Source organism: Burkholderia paludis (assembly GCF_000732615.1).
GTDB classification, from domain to species: domain Bacteria; phylum Pseudomonadota; class Gammaproteobacteria; order Burkholderiales; family Burkholderiaceae; genus Burkholderia; species Burkholderia paludis.
Map to the genome: position 1 here is coordinate 1 of NZ_JPGL01000068.1, position 18,435 is coordinate 18,435.

Consider the following 18,435-nt stretch of genomic DNA (forward strand, 5'->3'; position numbering starts at 1 on the left):
CCTCCCACCCTCCCTCACGGTTAGCGGCACTGCGATTGCGGAGCACCGACTATCTACGGCAGCATAGGTTTCGGCGGAGCAAGTCTGTATCGCAATACTTGCTTGTTGCAAGAGCAGTGCGCTGACGAGTGCTTTAAAAAAATGGAATTGACGTATTCTGTAATCGTTCGATCAAGCTAGGGCGCTCGGCAAACGGGTCATTTGCGCTCATTGCTGCTTCTGTACGCAGTGCAACATCAACAAACTGCTCTTTCAACGCTAGGTCAAAAATTTGCTCGCTGGCAAAAGCTATCAAACTGGTTTTAAAGTCGCCGCGTGCACGAACGAAAGAAAGAAACCACTTGCTCTCCGCCAGCGCGAGCGCGGTCGAGCGCACCAACCCCTTGCTACCCCATCGATTTGCGATCAATCGCAACACTTCAAATACTTCGAGGTCTGCGAGGACCTCTGCATACATTTTGGCTTGCTGAGAATTTAACTCTATTTTGCCATTTGCCATCATGGTTAAGGCTTGAAGCCCCGACTTGGTCGCCTCGTCAAAAAACACGTTAGGAAGCTCGCCGTCCGTTGCGAAGATAATTAAATAGGTTAGGGTTGCGGATTTCCAATCATTTCTTGATCTGGAGGAGCTTATAAGCTTCGCTATCTCTTCGCTAATTAATGGTTTTTGGAGGAATGGTTTTAGTCTGGCTCGATCGAGCTTGAATAGGATCGTCAGAGACGGCAGCAAGCGGTCAAGGTTGGATAGAGTCGATATTGAAGGTGAGGCGGCCGCTCCGTTGCTGACTTTTTCCGCGATGACGTCGAAGAAGTCTTGATGGCCAGTTGTGAACTCATGTTTTAACAATGTGATTGCGTTATTTTCGGGGGAGCCCGACGAAAATTGTTCAATAAGCCATCCGAGCTTTGCATCGTCTCCATCTCTGCATGTGCATGAAGTCAATACCGTTGAGCGATCGGTTTCGGGTAAATCAAAAAATAATCTGGCCCAAAGCTCGGGTCCAATTGGCAGCACCACTTGCTCGAATCCCTGAGCGTTGATGACCGATCGCACTTCATCGAGTGAAAATACGCTCGCGAGAGCAGATGCCCAAGACTGCCATTCCTCGGAAATTTGCCTGTCCAACGCATCGGACTGGTCCACCGCTGACCGTGCAACATTTCTCAGTAATTCGATAATCAGTGTTGCCGTCTTGTCGCGTGTAACAGAGACGTCGAGCAACGCCTGTAATCCCGGCGTCAAATTTGCGTTTAAAAGCCGCAAGTTTTTGGTCGCTGTCATAGTGTCTAGCACCACTCGGCGGAAGTGTGACACTGTTCCCGGTGGTACTAGGTTTTGCTCGACTACAAGCGGTCGTAGAGCTCTCACCGCTTGCAGTAGGCGTTCCTGCTGTCCATCGAGGCCTGCGAGGTCTTGCCGAATGTATTTGTCGAGAACGTATGGGAAAGCAGGACTTTCTTTGAAGAGTTTACTTATGGCATCGCTATTGGCACGGTCCAGCGCATCTTCAAGCCGGGGCCGTACCGAAATGTAGGATGCTTCCTCCTTGCTTGATGCGCGATGGTGCAACATCGCAAACGTATCGGCCAAGGAGTCATCATGCAGAATGCTACTCACTGCTCTCGACGGCGAACAATTATCGTCAATGAGATCATGCTTCGAAAGAGTGTAGGCCGCTAACGTTGGGAGCCCCACTTTATCGCCCCATTCAAGCTTGAGTACCACGAGTTCGTTTACAAAGGATACGATTCTTCGTGGCGTCAGGTTGCCATGCGTGCCTAGCCCTCCATCTTCGTAGAGGCGCAAAATATCATCGTAGTCACCCAGCAGGTCTTCTCCGAACGCGGCGGTCAGCTTGGCATTAAAGTATTTTTTCCACGAATGCAGCATTGGTGGCGGTAAGGTGAAGTGGAGTTGGAAAAATTTTTCAAAAAATGACGATCGTACGTCTTTTTCATCTCCGTCAGCTGGCTTGCCCGGTATTGATGACTGTAGTACTTTGTGTTCGTCTGCTACAGGAACAATAACCCACAATCGACTAAACCAGTTTCGTGACTTGAATTGTGTGTTGTCCAGGAATGAACGCAGGAGTGCCCACACTGCTTTTGTGTCTGCCGAGTCGATACGGTCCAGATTATCCACGACGATGACAAGACGACGAGCATCGTTAATAAGTGCCGCTTGCAGTAGTTCGCCGAACGCGTCCTGGAATTCGATAGATGTCGGCTCGGGTTCGTCTCTGACTTCGACCATTTCCTCGTCGGAATTGCGCCTGACAATGAAGCCCATCGCTTCATTGGAGAGCAAGTGAATCAGCACGAAAGCTACGAGCCCTACGGTTACCATCAAGGCGAAAAGTGGGGCAGTGCCGAGAGAGCCGAGAAGGCGCTTCTCAAGATCAAAAATCAGCGGTGCTGTAATGCTCAGTGCGGCGAGGGCTGACAAAATAACCTTCGCTGAAGTAGAGAAAAAAGGTGTCGTTTTGCGAGATGTCGTTTTTAACCGTCGACTTAGCCCGTCCAGCTTTTTTTTCCAGAAGGGCGCACTCATCTGTCCATCGGATTCTCCGAGCCAGCCTTTATCAGAAACCTTTCCAACAAGTGCGGAGAGAAACGCGCGGCGAAGGGGATCTCCGACATGCACCCATGCGTCGTACTGAAATACAGCGACATCCGTCGGGCCAGATATGGTGTTGTCCTCTCGGGGCGGCAGGGGGGTGTCAAAGTGGTCTGCGACCATCTTTACGACCGTCGATTTTCCGGCTCCCCATGTGCCGTCAAGCCTTATAGTCTGACCTCCCGGCGAGGTTCGAATTAGGCTGATTATAGTTTCCGCAATCTTTGCGTGTGCTCCGCCCAACTCGTCAACATTTGACGGTTCGTCGGTAAGTAGTATCGGCATTGGACGCATCGCAAGTTCTCTCGCTCATGCTATTGTTGGCGGCAGAATTGACCAATTTTTATTGGTCCAAATTATGAACTCACGAATGTGTTCCCATTCTGCCTAGCTCTCCTCGCTGCTCCGTTTGAGCATGCGACCCGTTTGTCCAATATAACTGCGAGCACATTCTAACGTCTACCACCTCTGTGTATAGACTAATGACCGTGTACATTTCTAATTACAAAGAGCTGACGCCGCCAATCGCGCCAGCTCGAAGGCTCCACGCCGTTCATAACGAGCCAACGAGGGGCCGGATAGCGCCGCCATTCCTTGTTGTGTTCGTCGAATGGGTTAGATGTCGTCCGTCAACGTGCGCACTATCCCTCGGGGATTACTGCAAAGACAGACTTCCCCTCACTCCACCGTCACCGACTTAGCCAGATTCCTCGGCTTATCAATATCCGTCCCTCTGGCCAGTGCCGCGTGATAAGCCAGCAATTGCATCGGCACCGTATGCAGGATCGGCGAAAGCGGCCCGTAGTATTCATTGAGCCGAATCACCTCGATCCCTTCACCCGGCGCCAACCCGCAGTCCACATCCGCGAACACGAACAGCCTGCCGTTCCGCGCACTGACCTCATGCATGTTCGACCGGAGCTTTTCGAGCAGCATGTCGTTCGGCGCAACCGCGATCACCGGCATTTCATTGCTGACGAGCGCCAGCGGCCCATGCTTCAACTCCCCGGCCGGATACGCTTCCGCGTGAATATAGGAAATCTCCTTCATCTTCAGCGCCCCTTCCAGCGCGATCGGATAATGCATTCCGCGCCCGAGAAACAGCATGTTGTCGCGCCGTGCGAGCAGCTCCGACCAGGCCATGATCTGCGGCTCGAGCGCGAGGACCTTGGCCATCGCATCGGGCAGGTGCCGCAGCGCACGCAGATGTTCCTTCTCCGCATCGTCGCTCAACCGTCCGCGCACCTGCGCAAGCGATAGCGCCAGCAGAAACAGCGCAACGAGCTGCGTCGTAAACGCCTTGGTCGACGCCACTCCGATCTCGATCCCCGCCCGCGTGACGAACTGCAGCGCACACTCGCGCATCAACGCACTCGTCGCGACGTTGCAGATCGCGAGCGTATGCATCATCCCGCTTTGCTTGGCGACATGCACCGCACCGAGTACGTCCGCCGTCTCGCCGCTTTGCGACACCGCGACAACCAGCGTGCGCGGATTCGGCACGCTGTCGCGATACCGGAACTCGCTGGCAATCTCCACGCTGGCCGGCAGCTTCGCGATGCTCTCGATCCAGTACTTCGCGGTCAGCGCCGCGTGATAGCTGCCCCCGCACGCGAGCAGCAACACCGAATCGACGTCGTTGAACACCCGCCACGCACCGTCGCCGAACAGCTCGGGCATGATCGAGGAAACGTCGAGCAGCGTATCGGCCACCGCCTGCGGCTGCTCGAAGATCTCCTTCTGCATGTAGTAGCGGTACGACCCGAGTTCGGCCGCGCCGCCGTGCGCGGCGACCCGCTGCACCGTGCGCTCGACGCGCTGGCCGGCCGCGTCGACGATCCAGTAGCGATGCAGCTGGATATCGGCGACGTCGCCGTTCTCCAGATAGGCGATGCGATCGGTGATGCCCGACAACGCGATCGCATCCGACGCCAGAAAATTCTCGCCGTCGCCCACGCCGACCACGAGCGGCATGCCGTCGCGCGCGCCGACGATGCGGTGCGGCTCGTCGCGGCACATCACCGCGATCGCGTAGCTGCCGCGCAGTCGCGCAACCGCGCGCCGGACCGCATCGAACAGGTCGCCGTCGTACAGGTGGTCGATCAGGTGGGCGATCGCCTCGCTGTCGGTCTGGCTCGCGAACACGTAGCCGTGCGCCTGCAGCTCCGCACGCAACTGGTCGCAGTTCTCGATGATCCCGTTGTGCGACAGCGCGATGCGCGCATTGGCGTCGCTCGGCGAGAAGTGGGGATGCGCGTTGAGCGTGACGGGCGCGCCATGCGTGGCCCAGCGCGTGTGCGCGATGCCGGTGTAGCCGGACAGCGCCGCGTCGGCGATCTCGCGCTGAAGGTTCGCGACGCGATCGACGCTGCGGGCGCGCGCCAGCGCCCGGTCGCGGTAGACCACGACGCCGCACGAATCGTAGCCGCGGTATTCGAGCCGCTTCAGTCCGTCGACCAGGTTCGGCAGGATGTCCCGCTGGGCGACCGCTCCAACAATTCCACACATATCGCGCTCCGTAAATGTCCCGTCTGGACCAGTGAGAGCGATGGTAGGGCGCACTGAATGGAATTAAATTTCAAAATAAGACGATGAATGAAATGGATGGGATATCGTCTATCATGTTGAAATTAAATTTCACTTGCTGACCGGAAGGAGCCGCCGATGGCCGGCATCACCCTCGACGATCTCGATCTGCGCATCCTCGCAATCCTGCAGGACGACGCGTCGGTGTCGAATCTGCAACTGGCGGAGCGCGCGCTGTCGTCGCCGCCCACCTGCATGCGCCGGGTGCGCCGGCTGACGGAGGCCGGCGTGATACGCCGGCAGGTCGCGGTGCTCGATCCGGCGGCGATCGGCACGACGGTCACGGCGCTGATCGAGATCAGCCTCGACCGGCAGACCGCCGAAGACTACGACGCGTTCGAAGCGTACGTGTGCGCGGAGCCGGCCGTCACGCAGTGCTACCGCGTGTCGCCGGGGCCGGATTTCGTGGTGGTGGCCGATCTGGCCGACGTCGCCGAATACGACGAATTCGCGCGGCGGCTGTTCACCGGCGCGTCGAACGTCCGCAACGTGCGGACGTTCTTCTCGACGCATCGCGCGAAGTTCGAGGCGAACGCGCGGGTCGCGCATGCGATGCGCAAGCGCGCGTGAGCACGATGTCCGCGTCGGCTGCGCGGCGGCGTCACGCAGTGGCGGCGCCCGTCTCCGCGTTCGCCGCGAGTTGCAGCGGCTTGCCGTATCCGAAGCAATGCGCGGGTTCCGGAAACGCGCGTTGTCGCACGTCGTGCGCGTATTGCCGGATCGCGTCGCGCATCACCGCGTTGGCGTCGGCGTAGCGCTTCACGAAACGCGGCGTGTAGGCGTCGAAGGCGCCGATCATGTCCTCGGTCACGAGCACCTGGCCGTCGCACGCGGGCGATGCGCCGATGCCGATCGTCGGGATCGTGAGCGTTTCGGTCAGGTGGCGCGCGAGCGCTTCGGCGGTGCCTTCGACGACGACGCTGAACGCGCCGGCGCGTTCGGCCGAGCAGGCGGCGTCGAATACCTGGGCGGCCGAGCGCGGGTCCATGCCCTGGGCGCGGAAGCCGCCGGTCGCGTTGGCCTGCTGCGGCATGAGGCCGATGTGCGCCATCACCGGGATGCCGCGCTCGGTCAGGAAGCGGATCGTGTCGGCCATCTCGCTGCCGCCTTCGAGCTTCACGGCCTGCGCGCCGGTTTCGGCGAGCAGGCGCGCGGCGGAACGATACGCCTGGGCGGGCGATTCCTGGTACGTGGAGAACGGCAGGTCGACGACGACGCACGCCTGCGCGGCGCCGCGTACGACGGCCGCACCGTGTGCAATCATCATGTCGAGCGTGACGCGCAGCGTGTCGGGCATCCCGTACAGCACCATGCCGACGGAGTCGCCGACGATGATCACGTCGGCGACCTCGTCGACCAGTTTCGCCATCGGCGCGGAGTAGGCGGTCAGCGACACGAGGCTGCCGATGCCTTTGGTCGAACGGATCGCGGTGACGGTCTTGCGGGTGGTGCGGGTATGAGCGCTCATGGGCGGAAGCCGTGTGAAAGAAGAGCCGCCACGGTAGCATCGCGCTCGTGCATGCAATGACCTTCGGAGGACGTCTTATGTTGCTGGCGGGACAATCGAGTGACCCTTACGCGGTGCCGCCGATGGCGCGCCTGCCGAGGCCGCTGTACGTGCGCGCATTCGAGATTCCCGGCAACGCGAGCGTCGACGCGCACAGCCATCCGTGGGCGCAGCTGATGTACGCGACGAGCGGGGTGCTGGAGGTGTCGACGCCGTCGGGCCGGCACCTGCTGCCGCCGCACTATGCGATGTGGATTCCGCCGCGGGTGCCGCATGCGGTGTCGACGCGCGATTGCGTGGCGTTTCACAGCCTGTATCTCGACGCGGCGATTGCGCGGGACGACGCGCACGACGATTGCGCGATCCTCTGCATGACGCCGTTGCTGCGCGAGCTGGTGATCGCCACGGCGGAGTTGCCGGTGAACTACGACGAGACGGGGCCGGACGGCGCGCTCGTGTGCCTGATCGCCGACCGGATCGCGCGGATGCGGCGCGCGCCGTTGACGGTGCCGCTGCCGCGCGATCCGCGCCTGCTGAAAATCGCGCGCGCGTTGCATGCGGACCCGGGCGACCCGCGCGGGCTCGATGAATGGGGCCATCAGGTCGGTGCGACGCGGCGCACGCTGTCGCGGCTGTTCCGGCAGGATACGGGGCTGTCGTTTACGGAATGGCGGCAGGCCGTGCGGCTGCTGGCGGCGTTGCCGCTGCTCGACGCGGGCGAGCCGATCGGCACGGTGGCCGCGCGACTGGGCTACGACTCGACGTCGTCGTTCATCGCGCTGTTTCAGGCGAAATTCCGCGTGACGCCGGGCGCGTATGCGAAGCGTGAAGCGCGCCGGCCCGTACTGAGCGCGTGACGCGGCCGTACGCTGCCGCTCAGAACGCGAGCACCTGCTGCGCCGGATCGTGCGCGCCGCGCCCGATTCCCGCGCCTTCGAGCGACAGCAGCGCGCGCTTGCGGTCGATGCCGCCCGCATAGCCGGTCAGGCTGCCCGACGCGCCGATCACGCGATGGCACGGCACCATGATCGACACCGGGTTCCGGCCGACCGCGCCGCCCACCGCGCGCGCGCCGCTCATCGGCAACCCGACGCGCTCGGTGATGTCGCCGTACGTCACCAATTCGCCGAACGGGATCGCGAGCAGTTCCTTCCACACACGTCGTTGAAACGCGGTGCCGCGCAGGTGGATCGGCACCGAGAACGTGTCGCGCGCGCCGCTGAAATAGTCGGCGATTTCTTCGGCGACTTGCCGCGCGAGCGGCGACGCGGTGTGCGCATCCGCGTCGCGTGCGATCGCCAGCGGCGGGAAATACTTCTGGCCGACGAAGTACAGGCCGGTCAGTGCATCGTCTTCAATGCGTACGGCGATGTCGCCCAGCGGGCTCGGAATCAGGTGGGCGGACGTCATCGCCAGGCATCTCCATGAAAGCGCCGCACATGCCGTGCGGCCAATACGCACCCGTCGACGCAATGCCGTCAAGGCGGTGGTTCCGCGAGCGCGGGGCGTCGCGGCAGGCGTCGGGGTCGGGGCGCATGAGGCGACTGTAAACCATCCCGGCCCCCCGGTTCCGGCGGGACTCGGGCGCGTGTCTCGGCGGCCGCGCTCGCGCGTCGGGAAACTCCGGGAAAAACGGTTAATGCCGCGTCGCGAAACAGTCGTCTCTTTTGCGAGAGCAATTTTGAGATGACTCATCGAAATCCCCGACTGACAGCGGGCCGGCAGACGCCCTATCCTTTGAAAAACGTTTTCCAGACTGATTGGCGGAAGCGGCCCTGCGCGACGGTGTGCCACCGCCCGCCCCGGCGCCGGTCGCCGGTCGACGAACATCGTGCGGCGCGACGGGCGCGGCCGCGCAACGGAGACATTCATGCAATCTGCCGTCGTGGGCGCCGTGCGCGCTGCTGCCAGCCGCTACCGCTGGACCGTCTGTGCGCTGCTGTTTTTCGCGACGGTCATCAACTACATGGACCGGCAGATCCTCGGCCTGCTCGCGCCGATGCTCCAGCACGACATCGGCTGGAGCCAGGTGCAGTACGGCCGCATCGTGATGGCGTTTTCCGCGTTCTATGCGCTGGGCCTGCTCGGCTTCGGGCGCATCGTCGACTGGCTCGGCACGCGCGTCTCGTATGCGCTGGCGATGCTGGTGTGGAGCATCGCCGCGATGCTGCATGCGGCGGTCGGCTCGGTGACGGGTTTCGCGTTCGTGCGCGCGCTGCTCGGGATCGGCGAGGGCGGCAACTTCCCGGCCGCGATCAAGACGACGGCCGAATGGTTCCCGCGCCGCGAGCGCGCGCTCGCCACCGGCATCTTCAACTCGGGCGCGAACATCGGCGCGGTGTTCGCGCCGGCGATCATCCCGGCGGTCGCGGTGGCCTACGGCTGGCGCGCGGCGTTCGTGATCATCGGCGCGATCGGCATCGTGTGGCTCGCGGTGTGGCTCGTGCTCTATCGCCAGGCCGACACGCGCGCGCTTGCCGCGGAGTACGACGAGCCGCGCGACGAAGCCGAGGCGATGGATGCGGCGAACGCGAACGCCGGCGCGCCGCGCTGGGGCGAACTGATCCGCAAGCGCGAGACGTGGGCGTTCCTGATCGGCAAGTTCCTGACCGACCCGGTGTGGTGGTTCTACCTGTTCTGGCTGCCGAAGTGGCTCAACGAGTCGCGCGGGATGGACATGCAGCACATCGGCCTGCCGCTCGTCTGCATCTATGCGCTGACGACGGTCGGCAGCATCGGCGGGGGCTGGCTGTCGTCGATGCTGCTGCGCGCGGGCTGGAGCGTGAACGGCGCGCGCAAGACGGCGATGCTGATCTGCGCCTGCTGCGTGTTGCCGATCGCGTTCGTGTCGCAGGTGCAGAACCTGTGGGTCGCGGTGCTGATCGTCGGCCTCGCGGCCGCCGCGCACCAGGGCTGGTCGGCCAACCTGTTCACGACGGCGTCCGACCTGTTTCCGCGCCGCGCAGTCGCGTCGGTGGTCGGCATCGGCGGGATGGCCGGTTCGATCGGCGGCGTGCTGTTCTCGGAAGTGATCGGCCAGGTGCTGCAGCGCACGGGCCATTACTGGGTGCTGTTCGCGATCGGCGCGTCGGCCTACCTGATCGCGCTGGCCGTGATGCACACGCTCACGCCGAAGATGAAGCCCGTGCGACTCGACGCGTGATCGCGCGACAGCGCGAGCGCGTGCCGGCAAGCGAACGCGCCGCCCTCGGGCGGCGCGTTTTCCATTGAGGCGGCGGGAATTCAGCCGGCCGCGGCCGTCGATGCGCGCATGATCAGCCGCGGCTCGAACGTCGAGTAGCTGGCGTCGGTGCGCCCCGCGAGCGCGTCGATCAGCTTCTGCATCGCAAGCTCGCCCATGTTCTCGCTCTGGATGTCGACGGTCGTCAGCGCGGGCGCCGCGTATTCGCCGTACGGCACGTTGTCGATGCCGGCGACCGAGACGTCCTGCGGCAGCCGGAAGCCGAGCGATGCGGCCTCCTTCATGAAGCCGAGCGCGATCAGGTCGTTGTAGCAGATCACCGCCTGCGGACGCTGCGGCCCGAGCATCACGCGCGAACACGCGCGCTCGCCGGCTTCGGCGGTCGGCGCGTGCGCGTCGTGCACGTCGAGCGTGAGCCCGGCCTCGGCGAGGCAGTCGCGTGCGCCCTGGATGCGTTCGTCGTTCACGCGCGCGGTGCCGAAGCCGAGATACGCGATGCGCGTGTGGCCGAGATTGAGCAGGTGGCGCGCGAGCATGTAGGTGGACAGCCGGTTGTCGATGCCGACGCTCGGGATCGGCAGGCCGGGGCTGCGGCGCAGCAGCACCAGCGGCTTGTTGAGATCGAGCATCCAGCCGGCCTCGTCGTCGGGCATCCGCGTGCTGACGATCAGCCCGTCGACGCGTTGCGCGAGCGCCTCGATCAGCGAGCGTTCGCGCGCCTGGCTCTCTTCGGTGTCGACGAGCAGCAGCGTGTAGTCGTGCTGGAGCGCGACGCGGTTGGCCCCCTTCACCACGTTCGTGAAGTGCGGGTTGCTGATGTCGAGGATCACGAGGCCGATGGTGCGCGTGCGGCCGGTGATCATCGAGCGCGCGAGCGGGTTCGACCGGTAGCCGAGCCGGTCGATCGCCTCCTTGAGCCGCGCCTCGACGGTCGGCGAAAAGCGCTGCGTGCCGTTCACGTACTTCGATACCGTCGCGACCGACACGCCGGCTTCCGCCGCCACGTCGCGGATCGTCGGGGAAACTTTTTTCATCGGAGGGTAACGTTTTCGTTCGATAACGCCGGATTGTGGCAGAAAAAGGCGACACGCGGCCACCCGCGGATATCGGGAAAGTGCGGATGGCTGCGGCCGGGTTCGACCATTGACGTTCGGCGCCGCTCCCGCGTATAGTTGGAAAACGTTTTCCGATTCAGTCAGATTTCAGGTCAGATTCAAGGAGATTCGATGAACGCCTCATCCACCGCGGCACGCAAGCCGTTCGGGCGCCTGCTGCTGACGGGCGCGGCCGGCAACCTCGGCCGCCAGCTGCGCGGCGCACTCGCCGACTGGGCCGATGTCGTGCGCGTCAGCGACATCGCGGCGCTGGGCGATGCGGCCGCGCATGAAGAAACCCGCATGGTCGATCTGGCCGACCGGGCCGCCGTGATGCAGCTGGTCGACGGCGTGGACGCGATCGTCCACCTCGGCGGCATTTCGGTCGATGCGCCGTTCGACGATCTCGTCGGGGCGAACATCACGGGCACGTACAACCTGTACGAAGCCGCGCGCAAGCATGGCGTGAAGCGCGTCGTGTTCGCGAGCTCGAACCATGCGATCGGCTTCCATCCGGTCACGGAAGTGCTCGACGCCGATTCGCCGCTGCGTCCCGACAGCCTGTACGGCGTGACGAAGTGCTTCGGCGAATCGCTGTCGCGCTATTACTTCGACCGCTTCGGGATCGAGACCGTGTGCCTGCGGATCGGTTCGTCGTTCGAGGTGCCGAAGAACCCGCGCATGCTCGTCACGTTCCTCAGCTATCGCGACTTCATCGAGCTGGTGCGCTGTTCGCTGCTGACGAATCGCGTCGGGCACGCGATCGTCTACGGCGCGTCGGACAACCCGGTGAAGTGGTGGGACAACACGAAGGCCGGCTTCCTCGGCTTCCGTCCGCGCGACAGTTCCGAGCAGTTCGCGGAGCTGTTCCCGGTGACGGCGCCGACCGCCGACCACGACGATCCCGCGCAGCGGTTCCAGGGCGGCGGCTTCGTCGTCGGCGAGCCGATGGAGCGGAAGGCGTAGGCGGCAGCGCGCGCCGGGCGAACGCTTCATCGACGAAGGGCCGGCGGGTGCGGCAAAGGGCAGGGCATCCGGTCTGACGGGTTCCGCCAAGCGGGGCCGCCAAGCGACGAACACGCCGGACGGCCGCATGCGCCGCATGACGATCGGGCGCGCGACGTCGATCGGGATCGACGAGACGCGCGCGGCGATGACGCGCGACGTCGGCCACGCGCGCCGACGTCCGCCTTGCCAGCGGGCCGCGCGTCGGTAAGAATGCGGCGAGACCACGCGCGGCCGATCCGCGGTACGCGTGACGACCATCGACCCGCACGGCGGCCGCCCCGGCGCGTTCGCCCGATCACCACGCCACGCTATCCGCCATGATCCGGCGCGCTTCCCGCCATCCGCTCGCGATCGCCGCGATCGTCCTGATGCTGCTGCTCGGCGTCACGCACCTGGTCGTGGTCCAGCTCGACGCGCGCGCCCGCGCGGCGGCGGACCTGAAGTTCGGCGAGTTCGTCACGGATACGGCCAACAAGATCCAGGTGCAACTGCTGCGCTACGTGGACGTGCTGTCCGGCGTGCGCGGGCTGTGGTCGGTGGTCGGGGATCCGAGCCCCCGGCAGTTTCACGAATACGTCGCGTCGCTGCACGTCGCGCAGCGTTTTCCGGCGCTCGAATCCGTCAATTACTGCGACTATGTCGCGACCGGCGATACGGCGCGCTACCAGCAGTCGATCCGCACGCTGCTGAACGATCCGTCGTTCACGGTGTTCCCGGCGACCACGCCGCATTCGTACCGTGCGGTGCTGCGCTACAACGAGCCGCCCGAACCGATCTACCGCGGCCGCGACATCGCGACGAACTTCAACTGGAACATCGGGGGCGACACGAGCCGCTCGGGCGAGCCCTATACGTCGGGTATCGGCGTCGCGCAGCTCGACGGGCATCGCGAGCCCGGGCTCGGCGTGCGCCTGACGGTGTATCGCGGCGGCACGGTGCCGCCGCCGGCCGAGCGCGTGGCGCGTGCGATCGGGTCGGCCGGCATCTTCGTGGATATCCAGCCGTTGATTCGCGAGGCGATGCCCGAGGACGACTGGCGGTTCGTATCGTTGCGGCTGCATTCGGTCGCGAAACCCGGCGAGAGCGCCGACGTCCGGCGGCGCATGCTGTTCGCCTACGACAACGCCGCGTTGGCCGGCGCGGCGACGATGGCCCAGCGCCGCACGTTCGTCGTTGCCGGCCGCCAGTTCGTGCTCGACATCGCCGTGCCGGCCGGCCACTTCCAGGACACGATCGGCCGCCATATCCGTACGATCGGCTATGCGCTCGGCGGCGCGATCGGCTTCGCCGCCGCGACCATCATCTACCTGCTGCTGGTTGCGCAGCGCCGCCTCGCCGACACCGTCACGCAGCAGTCCGTGTCGCTCAAGAGCACGCAGCACCAGGTGTCGACGCTGCTCGACGCGCAACTGCGCGCCGAGCGCGAGCTCACGCGGCAGGGCGAGCGCGAGCGCCAGCAGATCGGCCGCGAGCTGCACGACGATCTCGGCCAGAAGCTCACCGGGGCGTCGCTGATGCTGAGCACGCTCGCGCAGTCGCGCCGCGACGGCGCGGACGATCAGCAGCAGGTGATCGACAAGGTATCGGCGATCGTCGAGGACGGCATTCATACGATCCGCACGCTGTCGCGCGGGCTGTCGCCGTTCGACGGTTCGCCGCACGATCTCGCGGCCGCGCTGCGCGAACTGTGCGGCGACGTCGACCGCATCGCCGCCGCCGGCTGCCACCTGAGTGTCGAGTACGATACCGAACTGCTGTCGCCGGACGCGTCGCTGCACCTGTACCGGATCGTGCAGGAATCGATCTCGAACGCGTTGCGGCACGGGCGCGCGACGCGCATCGACGTGGCGCTGCGCGACATCGACGGCCGCGTCGGGCTGTCGATCCACGACAACGGCACGGGCTTCGCGCCGGGCGTCGATCCGGCCGCGCAGCCGGCGTCGCGCCTCGGGCTGCGCAGCATCCGTTCGCGCGCGCAACTGCTCGGCCTGCAGGCGCGCTTCCTGACCAACGAAACCGGCGGCACGACCGTCGAAGTGGACTGACCGATGAACCAGACCATCGTGCTCGTCGACGATCACCCGATCGTCCGCGAGGGCCTCGCGACGCTGCTGCATTCGGTGCCCGGCTACCGGGTCGTCGCGCAGGCCGGCAACGCGCGCGACGGCCTCGACGCCGTGCGCACGCACCGGCCCGGCATCGCGGTGATCGACCTGATGCTCGGCGACACGCTCGCGCTGCGGCTGATCGAGACGATCGCGCAGACGTGCCCCGACACGGCCGTGGTCTGCATCTCGATGCACTCGGATGCCGCGTATGCGGAACCGGCCGCGCTGGCCGGCGCGCTCGGCTACGTGAACAAGGCGAACGTGAGCCGCGTGATCCTCGATGCGATCGATTCGGTGCTGCGCGGCGTGCCGTATTTCCCGGCGGAAGTGCAGCAGAACCTGCTGCGCCGCGCGCGCGGCCAGGTGGCGAAGCCGACCACGCCGCTCGCCGCGCTGTCGCCGCGCGAGATCGAGATCCTGCGGATGATCGGCGAAGGGCTGACGAAGCAGCAGATCGCCGAGCGGATCGGGCGCAGCGCGAACACGGTCGAGGCGCACCGCACCAACATCAAGCGCAAGCTCGGCCTCGACAACAATGCCGAACTGATCCGTTTCTCCGCGCTGAACCTGGCGCCCGCGCCCGCGCGCTGAATCGCGAAGCGAGCGCCCCTCGCTCACGGGTTGATGGCCGCATCGGCCCGTCGAGCGATTGTCCGGCCCGCGCGTCGGCCCTACGATCCCGCTCAATACGACAACAACACCGCGGGGTCTTCATGCCATTCCGACTTTTGCCCGACGGGCCCGGCACGGCCGGCCCGCAGCCCGACCCACGCAGCCTGACGGCCTGAACGCCAGGGCCGCGCGCACGGCAAGTGCCTGCCGCCGCGCGCGCCTGCGTTCGCGCACCGCCATCGCTTGCCGGCGGCGACGTCGTCGCACCCGGTTCGCCGTTCACAACCCTTCACAACCACAAGAGCGAGACCACGATGAAACAACAGACCCTGGCCGGCCTGCTGGCCGGCACGACCCTGCTCGGCGCGCTGGCCGGATGCGGCGGCGGCGACGGCAGCACGCCGTCGTCGTCGAACGGCGGCAACGGCAACGTGACGACGACGCTGAGCGGCACCGTCGCGACCGGCGCACCGCTCGGCAACGTGACCGTCACGGCCTACGACGCGAGCGGCAGCCAGTGCGGCTCGGCCGTGTCCGCGGCGGACGGCACCTACGTGATGCGCAACATCCACTGCTCGTCGCCGTTCCTGATCGAGGCGCAGACGGCCGACGGCCTGCTCGTGTCGCCGTACGTCGGCTCGGGCATCGCGGCGAACATGAACGTGACGCCGCTGACGACGGGCATCTTCTTCGGCACGATCGCCGCGAGCGGCGTCACGAAGACGCTGACCGATTCGCTGCAGACGCTCGACGCGGCGCAGCTCAAGGGCTACTACGCGAACATCACCGCCGACCTGAACACGATGTTCCCGCCGTCCGCGTACGGCGTCGACTGGTCGAGCATCGATCCGGTCGCGACGCCGTTCCAGGCGAACCACCAGCTCGTCGACGCGGTGCTCGACAACCTCGGGCTGATCCGCCCGACGGCGGCCAATCCGTCCGTCACCTACGTGAACACGCGCACCAGCCAGACGTTCTCGACGACGCCGTCGGGCAGCGGCGGCGCCGCGTCCGTCGGCAGCGTGGGCGCCCAGGCGCCGCTCGCATCGTCGGTGGCGGCGGCGAACACGACGGTCGGCTATCTCGACTTCAACTACCAGCAGCCGCTCGCGTCGACGACGAACCTGAGCGGCTCGATCCTCGATTCCGGCGCGTCGGGCGGCGGGATCGCGGGCACGGTGTCGTTCGGCAGTCCGCAGGTTTCGTCGGCGTTCACGAGCGTCGGCGGCAACTACACGTGGGGCGCGAAAATCGCGGCGGCGAGCGGGTTCGATGCGAGCGCAACCGATTTCAACCTGCCGGCCGTCGCGATGCTGTGCCAGTCGCTGCCGGGGCAGGGCACGGGGCCGTCGAACCTGAAGTCGACCGACGTGCTGGTGCCCGCCAACGCGGTGCCGGTGACGCAGGCGTCCGACCTGATCGGCGTGTCGTTCACGCGCTACTACGAGGATTGCCTGCAGGGCGGCACGAGCCCCGCGACGACGACCGGCAACTACCTGTCGTTCGACGGGCAGGGCGGCGCGACCTTCGTCGTCGCGAACGGCGGCTCGGCGTCGCAGACGGTCACGGTGCCGGCCGCGCAGGTGACGGGCGCGCTGACGGGCACGCCGCTCGTGTCGCTCGGCGGGCAGCCGGGCAGTACCGTGCTGTCGGCGTACCGTTACCAGACCGCGTACGGGCTGACGCGCTACGTGCTGGTCGAGCGCGGCGGCGCGGGGGCGTCGTCGGCGTATGTGGGGATCTGGTTGCAGTAACGGGGGGCGGGGCCGGCCGGGCCCGTCTCGGCCCGTCTCGCCGCAGTGCGGCCCGGTCGGGAGAGCGGGCCGCGACGTCGCCGGTTACGCGCGCTTGCGCGCCGGTCGCGGGGCGGGCACGGGCAGCGGCGGCGGCGCTTCGTCGGCCTGCGCACACAGCCGGTCGAGCATCCGTTGCGCGGTGCCCGCGCAATCCTCGCTCGGCGGCTTGTTCACGATTTCGTCGATCAGTGCCTCGAGATGCTGCCGGTTCTGCGCGAGGCGTTGTTCGAGCAGCGCGATTTCGTCGACCTTGTGCCGCAGCGAGGCCAGCAGTTCGTCGCGCGGCCACGCGCCGAGATCGGGCGGCAGCACCGCGCGGATTTCGTCGAGCGCGAAGCCCGCGCGCTGCGCGCGGTCGATGATCGCGAGCCGCGTCAGCGCTTCCGATCCGTATTCGCGGTAGCCGTTTGCCTGCCGGCGGGCCGGTTCGAGCAGGCCGCTCGCTTCGTAGAAGCGGATGCGCGACGCCGCGATGCCGCTGGCGCGGGCCAGTTCGCCGATTTTCATGGGGGACTCCAAAGGGGCTTGACCTTGAAGTTGACTTTAAAGTTATCGTGGGCCATCGTCAATCGAGGGAGCCCACCATGCACCTGTTTACGCCTCTGACACTGCCCAACGGGGCGGTGATCCCGAACCGTCTGGCCAAGGCCGCGATGGAAGAAAACATGGCCGATGCGGATCATGCGCCGTCCGACACGCTGCTGCGCCTCTACCAGGCGTGGGCCGACGGCCAGGTCGGGCTGATCCTGACCGGCAACGTGATGGTGGACGGCCGCGCGATGACGGGGCCGAACGGCGTCGTGCTCGAGAGCGACGCGCATCTCGACCGCTTCCGCCGCTGGGCGGAGGTCGCCCGCTCGGGCGGCGCGCACGTGTGGATGCAGATCAATCACCCGGGGCGCCAGATGCAGGCCGCGCTCGGCCAGACGACGCTCGCGCCGTCGGCCGTGCCGCTCGCGCTCGGGGCGCTGTCGAAGCAATTCCCGGTGCCCAGGGAGATGTCGGAAGCCGATATCGCCGACGTGCGGGAACGCTTCGTGCGCGCCGCGCAGCTCGCGGAACGCAGCGGCTTCACCGGCGTGGAGATCCACGCGGCGCACGGCTATCTGCTGAGCCAGTTCCTGTCGCCGTTGACGAACCGCCGGCTGGACCGCTGGGGCGGCAGCATCGAGAATCGCGCGCGCCTGCTGCTCGACATCGTGAAGGCGGTGCGCGCGACGGTGTCGCCGGCGTTCGCCGTCGCGGTCAAGCTGAACTCGGCCGATTTCCAGCGCGGCGGCTTCAGCGCGGACGATGCGAAGCGCGTGGTCGAGCTGCTGAATCCGCTCGGCGTCGATCTCGTCGAACTGTCGGGCGGCAGCTATGAAGTGCCGGCGATGCAGGGCGAGGCGCGCGACGGGCGCACGCTGGCGCGCGAAGCGTACTTCCTCGAATTCGCGCGCGACATCGCGGCCGTTGCGCGGATGCCGCTGATGGTCACGGGCGGCATCCGCCGCCGCGCGGTTGCCGAGCAGGTGGTCGACAGCGGCGTGGCGATGGTCGGTATCGCGACCGCGCTGTCGATCGAGCCGAACCTGCCGCGCGACTGGCGGGCCGGCAAGGACAGCGCGCCGACGCTGGTGCCGATCCGCTGGAAGAACAAGGCGCTGGGCGCGCTGGCGAACATGGCCGTCGTCAAGTTCCAGCTCGCGCGGCTCGGCGAGGGCCGGCGCACCCATCCCGAGGTGTCGCCGCTGCGCGCGCTGGTCGCGCAGCAACTGGCCGCGCAGTGCCAGACGCGCCGCTACCGCAAATGGATGGCGGCCCGCGCCGCGGGCCCGCGCGCCTGACGCGCGCAGGTGGGGCCGCATCGACCGCTGAGCACGGAGCGTGCCCGTCACCCGGCGGGCCGCTCCGAAGTTCAAT

13 protein-coding genes and 1 pseudogene are annotated in these 18,435 nt (G+C 65.7%); 8 read left to right on the forward strand and 6 right to left on the reverse strand.

Annotated features, from left to right (window positions below):
- Positions 1 to 133: 133 nt before the first annotated feature.
- A complete protein-coding gene (locus tag GQ56_RS42255; protein ID WP_081895002.1) occupies positions 134 to 2,911 on the reverse strand; it encodes a P-loop NTPase fold protein in 2,778 nt (925 codons plus the stop codon).
- Between the two features lie 384 nt (positions 2,912 to 3,295).
- The gene (glmS, locus tag GQ56_RS0131855; protein ID WP_031402510.1) at positions 3,296 to 5,125 is read right to left on the reverse strand and encodes a glutamine--fructose-6-phosphate transaminase (isomerizing); all 1,830 of its coding nucleotides are present in this window, start codon (positions 5,123 to 5,125) and stop codon (positions 3,296 to 3,298) included.
- A gap of 156 nt (positions 5,126 to 5,281) precedes the next feature.
- Here glmS and GQ56_RS0131860 point away from each other — a divergent pair, with 156 nt between their 5' ends.
- Positions 5,282 to 5,773 (forward strand): Lrp/AsnC family transcriptional regulator, encoded by a 492-nt coding sequence (locus GQ56_RS0131860; RefSeq protein WP_031402511.1) that lies wholly within the window; start codon positions 5,282 to 5,284, stop codon positions 5,771 to 5,773.
- 31 nt (positions 5,774 to 5,804) lie between these two features.
- Here GQ56_RS0131860 and panB read toward each other — a convergent pair whose 3' ends face one another.
- Positions 5,805 to 6,671, reverse strand: coding sequence for a 3-methyl-2-oxobutanoate hydroxymethyltransferase (gene panB / locus GQ56_RS0131865; protein ID WP_031402512.1), 867 nt, complete (start codon positions 6,669 to 6,671; stop codon positions 5,805 to 5,807).
- A gap of 77 nt (positions 6,672 to 6,748) precedes the next feature.
- Between panB and GQ56_RS0131870 the strand changes: the two genes are divergently transcribed.
- Positions 6,749 to 7,567 (forward strand): AraC family transcriptional regulator, encoded by an 819-nt coding sequence (locus tag GQ56_RS0131870; protein ID WP_031402513.1) that lies wholly within the window; start codon positions 6,749 to 6,751, stop codon positions 7,565 to 7,567.
- A 19-nt stretch (positions 7,568 to 7,586) separates the two neighbouring features.
- On the opposite strand, the gene GQ56_RS0131875 is transcribed toward GQ56_RS0131870, so the two are convergent.
- Positions 7,587 to 8,120: a methylated-DNA--[protein]-cysteine S-methyltransferase gene (locus tag GQ56_RS0131875; RefSeq protein ID WP_031402514.1), complete on the reverse strand. Its 534-nt coding sequence runs from the start codon at positions 8,118 to 8,120 to the stop codon at positions 7,587 to 7,589.
- Between the two features lie 460 nt (positions 8,121 to 8,580).
- On the opposite strand from GQ56_RS0131875, the gene GQ56_RS0131880 reads away from it, so the two are divergent.
- The gene (locus GQ56_RS0131880; protein ID WP_031402515.1) at positions 8,581 to 9,873 is read left to right on the forward strand and encodes an MFS transporter; all 1,293 of its coding nucleotides are present in this window, start codon (positions 8,581 to 8,583) and stop codon (positions 9,871 to 9,873) included.
- An 80-nt stretch (positions 9,874 to 9,953) separates the two neighbouring features.
- Here the strand turns inward: GQ56_RS0131880 and GQ56_RS0131885 are convergent.
- Positions 9,954 to 11,056, reverse strand: a pseudogene (locus GQ56_RS0131885) (LacI family DNA-binding transcriptional regulator).
- Positions 11,057 to 11,138: 82 nt separating this feature from the next.
- Here GQ56_RS0131885 and GQ56_RS0131890 point away from each other — a divergent pair.
- The 4 genes from GQ56_RS0131890 to GQ56_RS0131910 all read left to right on the forward strand — a co-directional run bounded on the left by GQ56_RS0131890 (position 11,139) and on the right by GQ56_RS0131910 (position 16,488).
- On the forward strand, positions 11,139 to 11,972 hold the full coding sequence (locus GQ56_RS0131890) for an NAD-dependent epimerase/dehydratase family protein (RefSeq protein ID WP_031402517.1): 834 nt from the start codon (positions 11,139 to 11,141) through the stop codon (positions 11,970 to 11,972).
- Positions 11,973 to 12,331: 359 nt separating this feature from the next.
- Positions 12,332 to 14,059: a sensor histidine kinase gene (locus GQ56_RS0131900; protein WP_031402518.1), complete on the forward strand. Its 1,728-nt coding sequence runs from the start codon at positions 12,332 to 12,334 to the stop codon at positions 14,057 to 14,059.
- A 3-nt stretch (positions 14,060 to 14,062) separates the two neighbouring features.
- Complete coding sequence (locus GQ56_RS0131905) at positions 14,063 to 14,713, forward strand: response regulator (protein WP_031402519.1); 651 nt, start codon at positions 14,063 to 14,065, stop codon at positions 14,711 to 14,713.
- A gap of 335 nt (positions 14,714 to 15,048) precedes the next feature.
- Positions 15,049 to 16,488, forward strand: coding sequence for a carboxypeptidase-like regulatory domain-containing protein (locus tag GQ56_RS0131910; protein ID WP_031402520.1), 1,440 nt, complete (start codon positions 15,049 to 15,051; stop codon positions 16,486 to 16,488).
- Between the two features lie 84 nt (positions 16,489 to 16,572).
- Here GQ56_RS0131910 and GQ56_RS0131915 read toward each other — a convergent pair whose 3' ends face one another.
- Positions 16,573 to 17,037, reverse strand: a complete 465-nt coding sequence (locus GQ56_RS0131915; RefSeq protein WP_031402521.1) for a MerR family transcriptional regulator — start codon at positions 17,035 to 17,037, stop codon at positions 16,573 to 16,575.
- Between the two features lie 77 nt (positions 17,038 to 17,114).
- On the opposite strand from GQ56_RS0131915, the gene GQ56_RS0131920 reads away from it, so the two are divergent.
- Positions 17,115 to 18,359 carry an NADH:flavin oxidoreductase/NADH oxidase family protein gene (locus tag GQ56_RS0131920; protein ID WP_031402522.1) on the forward strand — a complete coding sequence of 415 codons (1,245 nt, stop codon included), beginning with the start codon at positions 17,115 to 17,117 and terminating at the stop codon, positions 18,357 to 18,359.
- Positions 18,360 to 18,435 lie beyond the last annotated feature (76 nt).